This window comes from Streptomyces sp. ICBB 8177 (assembly GCF_003144095.1).
In the GTDB taxonomy this organism is placed as follows: Bacteria; Actinomycetota; Actinomycetes; order Streptomycetales; family Streptomycetaceae; genus Streptantibioticus_D.
Genome location: NZ_NSKH01000002.1, coordinates 153,042 through 168,282 on the forward strand (window position 1 = coordinate 153,042; position 15,241 = coordinate 168,282).

The window sequence follows — 15,241 nt, forward strand, 5'->3', positions numbered from 1 at the left end:
ACCGGCGGCCCCTCTCGCCCGGACACCGCCGACCCCTCCGGCCAAGTGCCCCGGAACGGCGGCGAGTTGTGGCAAGGGGGCCGAGGCGCTGCCGGACAGGTCTCAGGCGAGCTCGCGGGGTTCCGGGGTGCCCGGGAGGCGGACCACCGCCACCGTGCCGCCGCCGTGGGCCGCGTGGAGGGACACCGCGCCGCCCGCCTGCTGGATCGTGCGGGCGACGATGGACAGGCCCAGGCCGGAGCCGGGCAGGCTGCGGGCCGAGGGGGAGCGCCAGAAGCGGTCGAAGACGTGCGGGAGGTCCTCGGGTGGGATGCCGGGGCCGTGGTCGCGGACGCTGAACTCGCCTCGCGCGAGCCGCACGTCGATCTGGCCGCCCGCGGGGCTGAACTTGACCGCGTTGTCCAGCAGGTTGACCAGCGCGCGCTCCATCGACGCCGGCTCCGCCTGGAGGTACCAGGGGGAGAGTTCCGCGTTGATGCGCAGGTCCGGGCCGCGCAACCGGGCGCGCTGCACGGCGTGTTCGGCCACCTCGTGCACCGCGACCTCCTGGAGCGGGCCGCTGCCGGGGGCAGCGTCGGGGCGGGAGAGCTCCTGAAGGTCACCGATGAGCAGGGCCAGTTCGGACATCTGCGCCTTGACCGAGGCCAGCAGCGCGCGCCGGTCCTCCGGCGGCAGCGGCCGCCCGGTCTCCTCGCTGCGGGCCAGCAGCTCGATGTTGGTGCGCAGGCTGGTCAGCGGGGTGCGCAGCTCGTGGCCCGCGTCGGCGATCAGCTGCTGCTGGCGGTCCCGGGAGGCGGCGAGCCGCGCGGTCATCGAGTTGAACGACGCCGACAGCCGGGCGATCTCGTCCTCGCCCTCGACCGGGATGCGGATCGCCAGGTCCTCGGTCTTGGCGATGTGCTCGACCGCGTCGGTCAGCCGGTCCACCGGCCGCAGGCCCGCGCGGGCGATCACCAGGCCCGCGGTGGCCGCGCCCAGCACTCCTATCCCGGCGACGATGCTGAGGATGAGGGCGAGTTCGTCCAGGGGGTCGGTGACCTGGTTGAGCGGCTGGGCGACCGAGATGGTCAGGCCCTGGCTCTCGTTGGTGGTGAACTTCGGGTCGAACTCGGTGTAGACGCGGACCCGGGTCCCGTTGGAGTCGGTCGAGTCGTGGAACGCGTTGGGCCGCCGGCCGGAGGCGACCGCCCGGTCCACCGGCTGGGTCTTCACCAGGTACCCCCACAGCTGGCAGCTCGTGCCGTCCGGGGCCACCACCTGCGCGGTCGAGCCCAGGTAGAGCTGCTGGCCCTGGTCGCCCTTGGGCTGCGCGCCGGGCACGCAGCCGCCGCGCCGCACCGCGAAGGCCTCCGCCTGGTGGTACGACGCCTTCAGCGAGCTGTCGAGCCGGTCGGTCAGCGCGCTGCGGGTGATGAACCACGCGGAGACCGCCACCGCGCCGACCGCCACCGCCACCGCCGCCGCCGTCAGGATGGCCAGCCGCGACCGCAACGGGAGCGTGCGGAAGCGCCACAGGCGCCGCGGGCCGGCCGGCGAGCGGTGCGAGGGGGCCTCGGTCACGGCTTGCCCTCGGCGGACCGCAGCACGTAGCCCACCCCGCGCACGGTGTGCACCAGCCGGGGCAGCCCGCCCGCCTCGGTCTTGCGGCGCAGGTACATCACGTAGACGTCGAGGGAGTTGGAGCTGGGCTCGAAGTCGAAGCCCCACACCGACTTGAGGATCTGTTCACGGGTGAGCACCTGCCGGGGGTGGGTCAGGAACAGCTCCAGCAGCGTGTACTCGGTGCGGGTCAGTTCCACCGGCCTGCCCGCGCGGGTCACCTCGCGGGTGGCCGGGTCCATCCGCAGGTCGGCGAAGGTCAGCGCGGTGTCCTCCGGTTCGCCCGCCCGGGCGGCCGCGGCGGCGGCGTAGGAGCTGCGCCTCAGCAGGGCCCGCAGCCGGGCCAGCAGTTCGTCGAGTTCGAAGGGCTTGACCAGGTAGTCGTCGGCGCCCGCGTCGAGCCCGGTCACCCGGTCGCCCACCGTGTCGCGGGCGGTGAGCATCAGGATGGGCGTGGTGATCCCCGCCGCGCGCAGCCGCCGGGCCGTCGTGAGGCCGTCCATGCGCGGCATGAGCACGTCCAGCACGATGGCGTCCGGCTGATAGGCGGCGACCTGGTCGAGGGCGGCGAGGCCGTCCGCCGCCAGCTCGGTGTCGTAACCCTCGAACGCGAGGCTGCGGCGGATCGCCTCGCGCACCGCCGGCTCGTCGTCCACGACCAGGATCCGGGACGGCTGCTCGCCGCTGCCCTCGGGGCTCATCACGTACTACCTCTGACTTGAAGTCGATGCGGACGGAAGGTGTCGACTGTCAGCCTCGCACGGCCCGCCCCGCCACGCGGCGCGCAGCGGCTTTCCGGTGGCGCGGTGCGCCGTCGCGGGGGCCGGTGCGGCCCGCACGGCGCGAACGGGCCGCGGGGGACGGGGACGGCGGAGAGAGCGGGGGAAGGCCGGTCTGTCCCGCCGGTGCGCCGCCGCGCGCTGGGCCGCTGCCGCCCGAGCACCAGGTGACGAACGCGGCCAGGGTGTGACGCGCGCGGTTGACGCTGACGGTGGTGTGACGGGCCATGGCGGCCTCCTCCCGCTGTCCGGTTCCGCTCTCTCGCTCCCTGCTCCTGCTGCGGGCTCAGCTGCTGTAGCTGATGTGGTTGCTGCTCAGGAACGACTTCACCGTGTCGATCGGGATGGCGAAGCCGAGGCCCACGCTGCCCGCGTCGCTGGACGAGCTGCTGCTGCCGCTGCTCGAACTCGGCGCGTACATCGCGGAGTTGATGCCGATGATCTGACCGGACATGTTGATCAGGGCGCCGCCGGAGTTGCCCGGGTTGAGCGAGGCGTCGGTCTGGATCGCCTTGTACGTGGTGGTGTCGCCGCCGACCTGGCCGTTGTACTGGCCGCCGCCGAACTCGAACGGCCACTGGTCGCTGCCGCCGCTCCCGCCGCCGAAGCCGCCGTACCCGCCGCCGCTTCCGCCGTACCCGCCGCCCTGGCCGCCCTGGCCGCCCGAGGTGCCGCCCTGGTCGTTCGACCCGCCTTCGACGGGGACCGTCACGTCGCGGTCGAGCGCCGAGACGACGCCGCTGGTGACCGTGCCGGCCAGACCCTCGGGAGAGCCGATCGCGACCACCTGGTCGCCGACGGCCACGTCGTTGGACTCGCCGAGCGCGGCGACCTTCAGGCCGCTGACGCCGCTGACCCGGATGACGGCCAGGTCCTTGTCCGGGGAGGTGGTGACGACCTTCGCGGTGGCCGTCTTCCCGTTGGTGAACGCCACCTTGATCGTGTCGGAGTCGGCTATGACGTGGTTGTTGGTGAGGATGTCACCGCTGGAGTTCAGGACCACGCCGGAGCCGATGGACTCGCCGTCGCCGGACGTCGCCGTGATCTCCACGACGCTCGGGGAGACCGCCGAGGCCACCGCGCTGACGCTGCCGAGCGGCTTGGACGCGGTCGCCGTGCCGACCACCGGCGCCGAGGCGGCCGTGGTCTGCGTGGCGTGCCCTATCAGGGCCGCGGCGCCGCCGCCGATCAGGCCGGAGGCCAGCGCGACCGCGGCGACCAGCGCGACGACCTTGCCGCGCCTGCGCGGGGCGCCGTGCTGCGGGCCCTGGGGAGCGTCGCCGTACGGGGCGCCGTCACCGTGGGGGCCGCCGCCGTACGGACCCTGCGGGCCGTCGAACGGGCCGCGCGGACCCTGCGGGCCCCCGGGCCAGACGGTCATGCCGTTCGGCGTGGTGACCGGCTCGCCCTGCTCGCCCGGGCGGTGGGAGGGCGGCGGAGGGAAAGACGCTCCGGCCGCACCGTAGGGGGTCTCGGACCGCTGCCAGCCTTCGCCGTGAGGCTGCTGCGAGCCGCTGCTGGGGTGGGTGCTCTCCGTCATGCCTACGACTGTGCGCGCCGATGATGAGAGCCGTCTGAGCACCGACTGAGAAGCCCGACAGAAGTGGGTATGCCCGAAATAAAGGCCGACGGGGTGCCGGGCGTCCGCCGTTTACGCGGCTCCAACTCCCTTAACGGCAAAGGGGACTTACAGGACATCGGCCGCCGGTGATCCCGCGTCACGCGCAGCCGCAGGAGCGGCGGACCACCAGCCGGGACGGGAACTGCTTGAGCCGCTCGCGCCGCGTCCCGTGCACCCGCAGCCCGTCGTCCAGCACCAGGTCCACCGCCGCGCGGGCCATCGCGGGCCGGTCCGAGGCGACCGTGGTCAGCGGCGGATCGGTCAGGGCCGCCTCCTTCACGTCGTCGAAGCCCGCGACCGCCAGCTCGCCGGGCACGTCGATGCGCAGCTCGCGGGCCGCCCGCAGCACGCCGATCGCCTGGTCGTCGGTGGAGCAGAAGATCGCGGTGGGGCGGTCGGGACCGGCCAGGATGCGCAGGCCCACCTCGTACGCGTCGTAGCGGTTGTACGCGGCCTGGAACAGGCGGCCCTCGGTGGAGCGCCGGGACTCCTGCATCGCGCGCCGCCAGCCCTCGACGTGGTCGGTGACCGGGTCGCCGACGGTCGGGGTCTCCTCGGTGCCGCCGAGGCAGGCCACGTACGCGTGGCCGTGCTCCAGCAGGTGGCGGGTGGCGAGCTGGGCGCCGCCGACGTCGTCGGTCATCACCGCGACGTCGTCGATCGCCTCGGGACGCTCGTGCAGCAGCACCACGCGGGCGTCCCAGGCGTCGATCTCGGCCGCCGCGGACGCGCTCAGGCCCTGGCTGATCAGGATCAGCCCGGCGACCCGCATGCCCAGGAAGGCCCGCAGGTAGTGCATCTCGCGGTCGGTCAGGTAGTCGGAGTTGCCGACCAGGACCATCTTGCCGCGCTCGGCGGCGGCCCGTTCCACGGCGTGCGCCATCTCGCCGAAGAACGGCTGCCGCGCGTCGGGGACGATCAGGCCTATCAGGTCGGTGCGGCGGCTCGCCATCGCCTGGGCCACGCGGTCCGGGCGGTAGCCGAGCTGCTTGATGGCCGCGAGCACCCGCTCGCGGGTGGCCGGTGCGACCGGCCGGGGTCCGTTGTTGATGACGTAGCTGACGACCGCGGTCGAGGTCCCCGCCAGCCTGGCCACGTCGTCACGCGTCACCTTGGGCACGCGGGCAGTCTACGCGGGTGAACCGCCGCCGTTACCTGCCGTATCACGCCTCGTCGCCGCGGCCGCGGACCCCGGCGGCGGCCTGGGCGCGGGGGGTGCCGTCGGCGCCCTCGGCCTTCGCGGGCCCGTCCGCCCCGCCGTCCGCCGCGCCCGCCGCCTCCCGCCCGCTGTCCGCCGTGTCCGATCCGGTGCGCTCGGGGCTGACGAAGCGGTAGCCGACGTTGCGCACGGTGCCGATCAGGGACTCGTGCTCGGGCCCGAGCTTGGCGCGCAGCCGCCGTACGTGGACGTCCACGGTGCGGGTGCCGCCGAAGTAGTCGTACCCCCAGACCTCCTGGAGCAGCTGGGCGCGGGTGAAGACCCGGCCCGGGTGCTGGGCGAGGTACTTCAGCAGCTCGAACTCCTTGAAGGTCAGGTCGAGCACCCGGCCCTTGAGCTTGGCGCTGTAGGTCGCCTCGTCCACCGACAGGTCGCCGTTGCGGATCTCCAGCGGGCTGTCGTCGCCGCCGATCTGCCGGCGGCCGGTGGCCAGCCGCAGCCGCGCCTCGACCTCGGCCGGGCCGGCGGTGTCCAGCAGCACGTCGTCGATGCCCCACTCGGCGGTGACCGCGGCCAGCCCGCCCTCGGTGACCACCAGCACCAGCGGGCAGCCGGGCCCGGTGGAGCGCAGCAGCTGGCACAGGCTGCGCACCTGCGGCAGGTCGCGCCGCCCGTCGACCAGGATGACGTCGGCGCCCGGGGTGTCGACCAGCGCGGCGGCCTCGGCGGGCGCCACGCGCACGTTGTGCAGCAGCAGGCCGAGCGCGGGCAGCACCTCGGCGGACGGCTGGAGCGCGTTGGTGAGCAGCAGCAGGGAACTCACCGGCCGCTCCCCTCGACGAGGGCGGACGGCCGCCGGCCGGAGACGGGCGAACCGTGCGCGGAGTGCGACCGCGGCGCGGGGGCGCCCGGTCCGTACGACCTGTTCGGTTTGCTCACGTGCGAAACCCTCCTCGGTCCCTGCGAGGACGTCGTGCCGTCCGGGGCCGGAAAGCACGAAAGGACCCGGGGGCGGCGCTGCCCGGATCCTCTTCCCTCAGGAGAATAGCCGACATGGACTCCGTGAGTGAGGGCGACATCGCGCGACCGGCTGTTTCGCCGATCACGCCGGAGGTCGGCCCGGGAACCACTGGTACGAGCGTACGCGCAGGTCAGAAAGCCACTCGAAGGAGATCGTCGCGGGCGTCGTTGTTGACGGACGACGGCGTGCGGATCGAAGCCGAGCACCAGCCGTACGCCGGAAGCGCCTCCGCCGGGCGGCCCGACGCCGCCGCCGGCGGCCTCTCCGGCGACGCTGCCCATGGCGCCGCCGACCCCGCCGGCGATCCCGGGGACCTGGCGATCGTCGTGGCGCACGGGTTCACGGGGGCGCTGGAGCGGCCCGCCGTGCGCCGGGCGGCGCGCGAGTTCACCCGGTACGCGGGCGTGGTCACCTTCTCCTTCCGGGGCCACGGGCGCTCCGGCGGGCGGTCCACCGTCGGCGACCGCGAGGTGTACGACCTGGACGCGGCGGTCCGCTGGGCGCGCTCGCTGGGCTACCGCAGGGTGGCGACCGTGGGCTTCTCGATGGGCGGGTCGGTCGTGCTGCGGCAGGCGGGACGGGCGGCCGGGCTGCCCGGTGCGGACGCCGGAACGCGGCCGGACGCGGTGGTCGCGGTCAGCAGCCCCGCGCGCTGGTACTACCGGGGCACGGCGCCGATGCGGCGGCTGCACTGGATGGTCACCCGGCCGGTCGGGCGCGCCGTCTCCCGGTACGGGCTGAAGACCCGCATCCACTCCGAGGACTGGAACCCGGTGCCGCCGTCGCCCGTGGAGGCGGCCCCGTTGATCGCCCCGACCCCGCTGCTGATCGTCCACGGCGACCGGGACGCGTACTTCCCGCTCGACCACCCGCTGTCGATCGCCAGGGCGGCGGGTGACGGGGCCGAACTGTGGATCGAGCGCGGATTCGGCCACGCGGAGAACGCGGCGGACCCCGCGCTGCTGCGGCGCGTCGGCACCTGGGTGACGGAACACGCCGAAGCGGCGAAACGGGCGTAACGCCCCTCGCGTGACCGGCGGATTGGGGTGCCCGGCCGCCGACCCGTCATCATGGACGGCGCAGAAGGCCACGGCGCCGGGTCCGACGGGGACCGAGCGGCCGTGGCCGAGCGTCGAGCGAGAACCCAGCGAAGGAGCCGCCATGGCCGCCACCGACACGGCGGAGCAGCCCGCCCCCGGCGACCCGGTCCCGCACGGAACCATCCGCTACTGGGCGGCGGCGAAGGCGGCGGCGGGCACGGCCGAGGAGCCGTACCGGGCCGCGACGCTGGCCGGCGCGCTGGCCGAGGCCAGGCGGCGGCATGCCGGGGAGCCGGAGTTCGGCCGGGTGCTGGAGCGCTCCTCGTTCCTGGTCGACGGGCTCTCGGTCGGCACCCGCGACCACGAGGGCGTCCAACTGGCGGACGGCGGCACCGTCGAGGTGCTCCCGCCGTTCGCGGGAGGGTGAGCGCGGGACGATGACGACACCTGAGACGACGCCCGAGTGGCCCGACCCGGGCCCCGACCGGCACCAGCCGCAGTACGACGCGCGCTACGACGGGCAGTACGACCCGCGACAGCAGCAGCCGCCGTACGCGGACGACTCGTGGCAGCAGCAGCCGGAGCCCGGCGCCCAGTGGCAGCAGCAGCCGCAGCAGCAGGCAGGCGCCCAGTGGCAGCAGCAGGCAGGCGGCCAGTGGCAGCAGCCGCCGCAGCAGGCAGACCTCCAGTGGCAGCCGCAGGCCGGGTACGACGCGGTCGGATACGACGCCCACCAGGCGTACGGCGCGGCCCCGGCGTCCGGCTACGGACAGGCGCCCGCCCATCACGACCGCGCGGGCGGCCACGGCGTCCACGACCCCTCGTACGGCACCGCTCCCCGGCCGGCCGGCGCGCAACCGCTCCCCGGGCCCGTTCCGGAGGCGGAGCCCGTGTCCGTGCCCGCGCCCGAGCCGCAGGCGGTGGCCCCGCAGGCGCCCTCGCGGCGCACCGGGTCGCCGATCATCCCGCCCGGCATCCAGCCCGCGCTGCTGACGGCCGCCCTCGCGGCGCTGACGGCCGGGGCGGCGGGGCTGGCGCGGCCCGCCCTGGCGGTCGCGGCGGTGCTGCTCCAGGCGGTCACCGCCGCCGGGTGGTTCCGGCTCAACGGCATGTGGCCCGCCCGGCAGGGCATCATGCTGGCCTTCCTGGCCGGGGTCACCGCCGACGTGGCGCTGCTGCTGGCCCCGGCGGACCGGGCCCCGGCGGCGATCCTGGGCACGCTCGGGGTGTGGGTGCTGCTCATCCTCGTGCAGCAGATGCGGCACCGCGGCAGCGCCGACGAACGCCTCGCCGGCCTCACGGCGACGGCGGCCTCGACCCTGCTGACGGTGCTCGCCGCGGGCTGGGTCGCGCTGGACGGCACGAAGGGCGGCGCCCACGCGGTGATCGTGGGCGCGGTCGCGGTGGGCGCAGCGACGCCGGTGCGCGCGGTGCGGTTGCCCGGTCCGGTGAGCGTGGTGGCCGCGCTGCTCGTGGGCGGCGGCGCGGGAGCGTTCGCCGGTCACCTGCTGCACATGCCCGCCTCCGCCGCCCTCACCGCATTGGCCGCCGCCGTGTGCGCGCTGGTCGGACTGCGCGTCGCCAGCTACGACTGGCCGTCGCGGTTCGTGCACTTCACGGCGGGCGTCGCGCTGCCGCTGGCGCTCGCCGCGCCGGTGGTCTACGCGGTCGGGCACGTCCTGGCCTAGCGGTCGCGCGCCCGGCGCCGGGTCCGCGGCGGGAACCACCCGGCGCCGCCACGCGTGATCCAGGGGACAGTCCGGCCCGCCCGGCCGTTCGGACCCGAGTCGAACTCGAACGGATAGGCTCGGGCCGGGTGGACAGGCGTACGGACTCGGACCGGAGTGCGTGGCCGGATGGCTGACGGGGTGGGGAGAACGATGCGCGGGCGTGGGATCCGGATACTCGTGGTGGTCGTCGTGGTGCTCGGCGGCCTGTTCGTGGCGGCGGACCGGATCGCCGTGTCGTACGCGCAGTCCAAGATCGCCGACCGCATCCAGAGCGCCCGCGGCCTCAGCAGCAAGCCGGACGTGTCGATCAAGGGCTTCCCCTTCCTGACCCAGGTGGCCGGGCGCGACTTGAACGAGGTCACCGCGACCGCCAACGACTTCCAGGCCGAGCAGGGCACCTCCGCGAGCGGCGACGGACGGCTGCGCGTCGACAAGCTCACCGTCGACCTGCACGACGTGCGGATCGACAGCTCCTTCTCCAGCGCGGTCGCCGACACCGCGACAGGCACCGCCCTGATCTCGTACGCGGACCTCCAGCAGGGCGCCCCGGACGGCGTGACCGTCTCCTACGGCGGCGACGGCCAGGTCAAGGTGAGCGGCAGCGTCACCCTCCCCGGCCTCGGCCAGACCGTCAGGCGCAGCGTCGTCAGCTCGATCCAGGTGACCGGCGGCAACACCGTCCAGCTGCACGCCAGGTCGATCCCCGGCGCGGGCACGATCCCCGGCCTCGACCAGCTGGTCCGCGACCGCATCGACTTCGCCCGCACCTTGTCAGGACTGCCCGCGGGCATCACGCTCAGCGGGGTGCGGGCCACCCAGGACGGCGTGGTCGTCTCCCTGACCGGGCAGCACGTCAGCCTCACGACCGGCTGAGACGGCCACAGGCGGCCCGGGGCCGTCGGCGTGGCCGCTGGACGGTTCCGCGTCCATCAGGTGAGATGCCCCTGACCGGGTGACGGTCGGTCACGCCGCGGACGCCCGCCCGGAGGCCTTCGGGGGCGGGCCCGGAGGCGGCTTCGTTCCGCCATCCGGTCATACGTGTCTCGTATTCTGAAACGCCGGTGACACTCGGGCCCGTGCTTCCCTACGATCGAGGCCATGAAGCGACAGGCGGATCTCACGAAGCGGCGGGCAGTCGACCTGTGCCGTGTCGCCGCCATGCTCTGTCGTACGGCGTGAAGGGGCGACGCCCCGGACGCAGTGCCCTTAGCCCGCTCTCCCCGCGGTGAGGGCCGGATCGCGTCCGGACCGCTCCCGGGCCCTGCCGCCCGGACCCCTCGCGTCGGCTCCTTCCACCCCGCGCCCCGCGTCACGCCTGCGCGCGACGCGTCCGGCGCACCCCCGATCCACCCGCACCCGCCGCAACTGCCCCGGAGGAGAACAGCATGAGCCGCAGTGACGTCCTCGTGGACGCCGACTGGGTCCAGTCGCACCTGGACGACCCCAAGGTGGTCGTCGTCGAGGTCGACGAGGACACCTCGGCCTACGAGAAGAACCACATCCGCAACGCGATCCGCATCGACTGGAAGAAGGACCTCCAGGACCCGGTGCGCCGCGACTTCGTGGACAAGAGCGGCTTCGAGAAGCTGCTGTCGGAGCGGGGCATCGCCAACGACGACACGGTCGTGCTCTACGGCGGCAACAACAACTGGTTCGCGGCGTACGCCTACTGGTACTTCAAGCTCTACGGCCACCGCGACGTGCGCCTGCTCGACGGCGGCCGCAAGAAGTGGGAGCTGGACTCCCGCGACCTGGTCGCCGAGGTGCCCACCCGGCCGCGCACCGAGTACCGCGCGCAGGAGCAGGACACCTCGATCCGTGCCTTCCGCGACGACGCCGTCAACGCGATCGGCACCCTCAACCTGGTCGACGTGCGCTCGCCCGACGAGTTCAGCGGCAAGCTGCTCGCCCCGGCGCACCTGCCGCAGGAGCAGTCGCAGCGCCCCGGCCACATCCCGACCGCGCGCAACATCCCGTGGTCGAAGTCGGCCAACGACGACGGCACCTTCAAGTCCGACAGCGAGCTGAAGGACCTCTACGAGAGCGCGGGCGTGGACCTGTCCAAGGACACCGTCGCGTACTGCCGTATCGGTGAGCGCTCGGCGCACACCTGGTTCGTGCTGCACGAGCTGCTCGGCCAGCCCAACGTCAAGAACTACGACGGCTCGTGGACCGAGTACGGCTCGCTGGTGGGCGTGCCGATCGAACTCGGCGCCAACTGACCTCGCAACCCCTCGAAGCCTTAAGGAATCAGCGTATGTGTGGAGCCAAGGCCGGCGGCCCGGACCTCGCCGGTGTGGACGTGGCGGGCGAGACGATCATCCAGGGTTCGCTGACCCGCGACGGCGAGCCGGTCTCCGGCTACGTCCGGCTGCTGGACGGCGGCGGTGAGTTCACCGCCGAGGTGCCGACCTCGGCCACGGGTCAGTTCCGGTTCTTCGCCGCCCCCGGCACCTGGACGCTGCGCGCGCTGGTGCCCGGCGGATCGGTGGACCGCACGGTCGTCGCCCAGCGCGGCGCCGCGGCGGACGTCGCGATCGCGGTCTGAGTGCCGCGCGGCCGGAAGACGTGATGGTCTGACGGCCTGACGGACCTCAAGGCCTGAAGGGCCTGAAGGGCCGCATCCCAGGGTTGGACGCCTCGCGGGATGCGGCCCTTCGTGCTGCGCCTCACGCCGCCCGCGGGCGTACCGTGGAGGTATGTACGCGCGGCGTAGGCACTGGTACTTCGCCATGATGGGCATCTGCATCGCGCTGTTCGTCCTGGCGTGGGGCGTGGTGCGGCTGTGGTCGGTCCCGGTCGCCGTGGGGATGTGCGTGGTGGCGATGGTCATCCCGCCGGTCGCCGCGATCGTGGCCAACCGGCGCGGGCCGGACGACGTGTGGTGGGACGAGCCGGACGACAACTGGCTCAAGGACGAGCCCAAGGACGACACCTGGCTGCGCGACGAGCGCGCCGCGATGGAACGGGCCAGGACGGGCCGCCGCCACCCCGACGACAAGGGCCCGGACTCCGGCTCCGGCCCGGGCGGCGGAGGCGGCGCGGGGAAGTAGCGGGCCGGCGGGGCGCGGGGCGCGTCAGTACACGAGCGCCTGCACGTCCTGCCCCATGACCTCCTGCACGAAGACCTGGGCCCCGGCGATCCGCACGCCGTCCAGCACGTCGTCCTGGGTGATCTCGCGCCGGGCCGCGCACTGCGTGCACAAGGTGACGCTGCCCCCGGTCAGCAGGGAGTCGAGGAGGTCGGGCAGCGGAGCCGCGTGCGGCAGCTCGAACTCCGCCGCCCTCCCCGGCAGCGCGAACCACGAGGACTCGCCCGTCAGCCAGAGCGAGACCCGCACCCCGCTGGCCACGGCCACCGCCGCCACCGTGAACGCCTGGGAGCACCTCTCGGGAGCATCCGCCCCCGCCGTCACCTTGATCACCAGCTGCTTGCTCACGCGCCGCACTCTACGCCGTCGCCCGAAGGGGAACGCGGTGTGAAGGCCTTGTGATCGTCCGTGCATAATGCCTTCAACTTCTCGCGCCCGCCCGGGATCGACGGGTGGGGCGCGCATGCCTGTGGGGGGCTTTCTCGTGGAAACGGACTCCGCTCCGGCGGACCCATCTGATGTCATGGCCATGTCCGAATCGTCGCCTTCGTCGACCGCGGACACGGCACCGCCGCCTGAGCCGGCGCCACCGTCTGGGCTGACGCCTGAGCCGGCGCCGACCGAGCCGACGCCGATGCCGACGGCCGGGCCGTCGCCTGAGCCGACGCCGGCGCTCGGGTCGGCGAGTCCGCCGCGCCGGGGCGTCTTCCGGCGCGGCGGCCGCACCGCGCTGCTGATCGCCTGCGCCGCCGCCTTCGGCGTGATCGCGGGATCGGTCACGGGCTACGTGATCCAGTCCGGCCGGCCGGAGACACCGCTGCCCAAGCTGGGGCAGGCGGGCCTCTTCCGCCCCGACCACACCGCGAAGGGCCCGTACGCGACGGCGTCCGACGACGACCTCACCAGGACCGACGGCGACCTGCGCCAACTGCTGCTGCCGGTGCCCGCGGGGGCGAAGGACGTCACGGTCGAGGACGACGGCGCGGTGGACAACTGGAGCACGGTCTCCGACTGGGCCTCGACCTACCAGGACCCCTCCGACGAGTTCGCCCAACTGCTCGGCGAGGACTTCCGCAGGCTGGCCGACCGGGCCTGGCGGGACGACGCGGACGACTGGGTCAGCATCCGGCTCATCCAGTTCAACGCCGACGGCTCGTCCGACCCCGCCCAGGCCTTCTACGACGCCGAGCAGTCCGCGGTGGCCGGGAGCGACGGCACGCTGGGCGAGGAGATCCCCGGCACGCTCGACGGGCACGTCTTCGTCCAGCCCAAGCCCACCGAGCGGGCCGGTTACCTGCCCGAGTACGAGGTGCGGGCGCTCGCCCGGCACGGGGACATCGTGATGTACGTGATCTACGACGCCGACCACCCGATCAGCGAGTCCACGGTGATGGACCTCGCCAAGCGCCAGTTGGAGCGGCTGTGAGCGACCAGACTCTTGCCGAAGCCTCTGCCGAGGCTTCTGCGGAAGCCGTCTTTGAGCCGGCGCCGTCCGGGATCGGGCGGGGGACGCGGACCGCGTTGTGCGTGACGCTGGGGTTCGTGCTGGTCGCGGGGGCCGGGGTGGCCTGGACCGGGCTGGTGGACCGGCCGGGCGCCGCGCCGCACTGGGCTGCGCCCGCGGCGAAGGCTCCCGCGTCCGGGACCGCGCAGACCCGGCTGTACAAGCTGCTGGTCCCATGGGGCTCCGGCTACCGGCCCGGGCCCGACTACGCGCAGTTCGGCGACGACGATCAGCTGACCGGGGCGCAGACCGGAGCGGCGCTGCGGGACGAGTTCAGCAACCTGCCGGCCGCCCAGCGCTCCCGCGCCGACCAGTTCATCGACCAGGCGCACCTGAAGGGCGTCGCCCTGCGGACGTACCAGGACGCCGCGAACGACACGACGGTACGGACCGAGCTGGACGAGACGGCCGGGAACGTGCCCAAGACCATCGTGGCGGCGTTCGCCCAGGAGGTGGCGGCGGCCGGGAGTTCCGCGAAGAGCCAGCGGGTGCCGGGGCACCCCGAGGCGCAATGCGCCGCGTTCTTCCTCGACCAGCACAAGACGATCGAGCGCACACTCTGCATGGCCGCCGAGGGCGACGTGCTGGTGAACTACTACGCCGACGCGATCGAGCCCGTCGACCAGCAGGCCGTGCTCGGCTTCGCCAAGCGCCAGCTCGACCGCGTTCCAGGCTCAGGGGAGTCCGTGTGACCGACAACCACGCCACCACCGCCGACACCGCCACGACCGCTGAGCCGGCCGCCGAGCCCACCGAGCCGACCGCCGAACCGGCGATCACGCCGGCCGCGCTCCCGGCCGCCGCGGCAGCGCCTGCGGAAGCCACGGCCCCGCCCGCCGAGCCCGCGTCCCCAAAGTCCACGGCCCCCGCCGCCGAGTCCGCGCCCCCGGAGTCCGCGCCTCCGGCCGCCGAGGCTGCGGCTGCGGAGGCCGCTCACCCCGAGGCGCCGCGGCCGGCCGCCCCCAGGCCTCCGCGTCGCCGCCTTCGGGCCGTCCTGCGGTGGACCGCCGCCGTGCTGGTCTTCGCCGTCGCCGGGGGCGGGTCCGCGTACGCCCTGACCCGGGCGCAGCGCACCGATCTGCCCGGGCTCGCCACGCCGGGCGACGGCAGGCTGGCCTTCCCCGCCCTGACCGCGGTCGGTCAGGGCCGGGTCAACCCGGGCGGGCACCACCTCACCGACGTCCGTCAGCTCCTGCTGCCCGCGCCCGAGGGTGCCAAGCCCGACCCGTCCTTCCCGGGCCGCGACGCGTATCTGAGCGCGTCCGCCTACGGCAAGCTCTACGGCTCCGCGGCGACGACCGAGACCAACAGGCTGTCCGAGAACGGCTGCCGGCGTGTCGCCGCGACCGCCTGGACGCTTCCGGACGGCACCCGCACCCAGATCTACCTGCTCCAGTTCGGCAGCTCGGGCCTGGCCTCCGAGTACGAGAACGAGGTCATCACCGACGCCACCCTCGCCGACGCCCCGCAGTCCACCGTGGACGGCACCGTCCCGGGCGCCGCCGACGGCGTCCCGCCCGGGACGTTGATCAACCCGTACAACGAGGACGACCCCAGCGGTCCCACCCACCTGCGCTACGCCTACATCGTCTCCGGCGACACCGTGGCGCTGGTGATCTCCGCGCACAAGGGGAGCACCGCGTACGTGCCGTTCCGGCAGACGGTGACGTTGCAGGCCCAGCTGCTCGGGTGACCG

Annotated in this window: 15 protein-coding genes and 1 pseudogene; 10 read left to right on the forward strand and 6 right to left on the reverse strand. The window is 74.0% G+C overall.

The annotated features are described in order from the left end of the window. Positions 1–102: 102 nt before the first annotated feature. From CK485_RS01005 to CK485_RS01025, 5 genes are all read right to left on the reverse strand, one after another. Positions 103–1,560, reverse strand: coding sequence for a HAMP domain-containing sensor histidine kinase (locus CK485_RS01005; protein WP_199239194.1), 1,458 nt, complete (start codon positions 1,558–1,560; stop codon positions 103–105). Beyond that, the gene (locus CK485_RS01010; RefSeq protein ID WP_109445829.1) at positions 1,557–2,300 is read right to left on the reverse strand and encodes a response regulator transcription factor; all 744 of its coding nucleotides are present in this window, start codon (positions 2,298–2,300) and stop codon (positions 1,557–1,559) included. The genes CK485_RS01005 and CK485_RS01010 overlap by 4 nt, the downstream gene beginning before the upstream one ends. A gap of 364 nt (positions 2,301–2,664) precedes the next feature. Further along, on the reverse strand, positions 2,665–3,918 hold the full coding sequence (locus CK485_RS01015; RefSeq protein ID WP_109445831.1) for a trypsin-like peptidase domain-containing protein: 1,254 nt from the start codon (positions 3,916–3,918) through the stop codon (positions 2,665–2,667). 178 nt (positions 3,919–4,096) lie between these two features. Next, positions 4,097–5,119, reverse strand: a complete 1,023-nt coding sequence (locus CK485_RS01020) for a LacI family DNA-binding transcriptional regulator (protein WP_109445833.1) — start codon at positions 5,117–5,119, stop codon at positions 4,097–4,099. A 43-nt stretch (positions 5,120–5,162) separates the two neighbouring features. Continuing rightward, positions 5,163–5,981, reverse strand: a complete 819-nt coding sequence (locus CK485_RS01025) for a response regulator transcription factor (RefSeq protein ID WP_109445835.1) — start codon at positions 5,979–5,981, stop codon at positions 5,163–5,165. Positions 5,982–6,349: 368 nt separating this feature from the next. Between CK485_RS01025 and CK485_RS01030 the strand changes: the two genes are divergently transcribed. The 7 genes and pseudogenes from CK485_RS01030 to CK485_RS29280 all read left to right on the forward strand — a co-directional run. Then, complete coding sequence (locus CK485_RS01030; protein ID WP_241968047.1) at positions 6,350–7,198, forward strand: alpha/beta fold hydrolase; 849 nt, start codon at positions 6,350–6,352, stop codon at positions 7,196–7,198. Positions 7,199–7,340: 142 nt separating this feature from the next. Next, positions 7,341–7,646, forward strand: coding sequence for a MoaD/ThiS family protein (locus CK485_RS01035; protein ID WP_109445839.1), 306 nt, complete (start codon positions 7,341–7,343; stop codon positions 7,644–7,646). A gap of 10 nt (positions 7,647–7,656) precedes the next feature. Further along, the gene (locus tag CK485_RS01040; protein ID WP_109445841.1) at positions 7,657–8,907 is read left to right on the forward strand and encodes a hypothetical protein; all 1,251 of its coding nucleotides are present in this window, start codon (positions 7,657–7,659) and stop codon (positions 8,905–8,907) included. Positions 8,908–9,099: 192 nt separating this feature from the next. Beyond that, positions 9,100–9,822, forward strand: a complete 723-nt coding sequence (locus CK485_RS01045; RefSeq protein WP_109445843.1) for a DUF2993 domain-containing protein — start codon at positions 9,100–9,102, stop codon at positions 9,820–9,822. Between the two features lie 512 nt (positions 9,823–10,334). Then, positions 10,335–11,171, forward strand: a complete 837-nt coding sequence (locus CK485_RS01050) for a sulfurtransferase (protein WP_109445845.1) — start codon at positions 10,335–10,337, stop codon at positions 11,169–11,171. Positions 11,172–11,206: 35 nt separating this feature from the next. Then, the gene (locus CK485_RS01055; protein WP_109445847.1) at positions 11,207–11,497 is read left to right on the forward strand and encodes a DUF1416 domain-containing protein; all 291 of its coding nucleotides are present in this window, start codon (positions 11,207–11,209) and stop codon (positions 11,495–11,497) included. A 151-nt stretch (positions 11,498–11,648) separates the two neighbouring features. Beyond that, positions 11,649–11,846 (forward strand): annotated as a pseudogene (locus tag CK485_RS29280) (DUF3099 domain-containing protein); the annotation flags it as partial. Between the two features lie 180 nt (positions 11,847–12,026). Here CK485_RS29280 and CK485_RS01065 read toward each other — a convergent pair. Continuing rightward, the gene (locus CK485_RS01065; RefSeq protein WP_199239195.1) at positions 12,027–12,389 is read right to left on the reverse strand and encodes a DsrE family protein; all 363 of its coding nucleotides are present in this window, start codon (positions 12,387–12,389) and stop codon (positions 12,027–12,029) included. Between the two features lie 286 nt (positions 12,390–12,675). On the opposite strand from CK485_RS01065, the gene CK485_RS01070 reads away from it, so the two are divergent. From CK485_RS01070 to CK485_RS01080, 3 genes are all read left to right on the forward strand, one after another. Continuing rightward, positions 12,676–13,467, forward strand: a complete 792-nt coding sequence (locus tag CK485_RS01070) for a hypothetical protein (RefSeq protein WP_109445851.1) — start codon at positions 12,676–12,678, stop codon at positions 13,465–13,467. Between the two features lie 101 nt (positions 13,468–13,568). Then, on the forward strand, positions 13,569–14,237 hold the full coding sequence (locus CK485_RS01075) for a hypothetical protein (RefSeq protein ID WP_109445853.1): 669 nt from the start codon (positions 13,569–13,571) through the stop codon (positions 14,235–14,237). Then, positions 14,234–15,238, forward strand: coding sequence for a hypothetical protein (locus CK485_RS01080; RefSeq protein ID WP_109445855.1), 1,005 nt, complete (start codon positions 14,234–14,236; stop codon positions 15,236–15,238). The genes CK485_RS01075 and CK485_RS01080 overlap by 4 nt, the downstream gene beginning before the upstream one ends. The last annotated feature ends 3 nt before the right edge of the window (positions 15,239–15,241 follow it).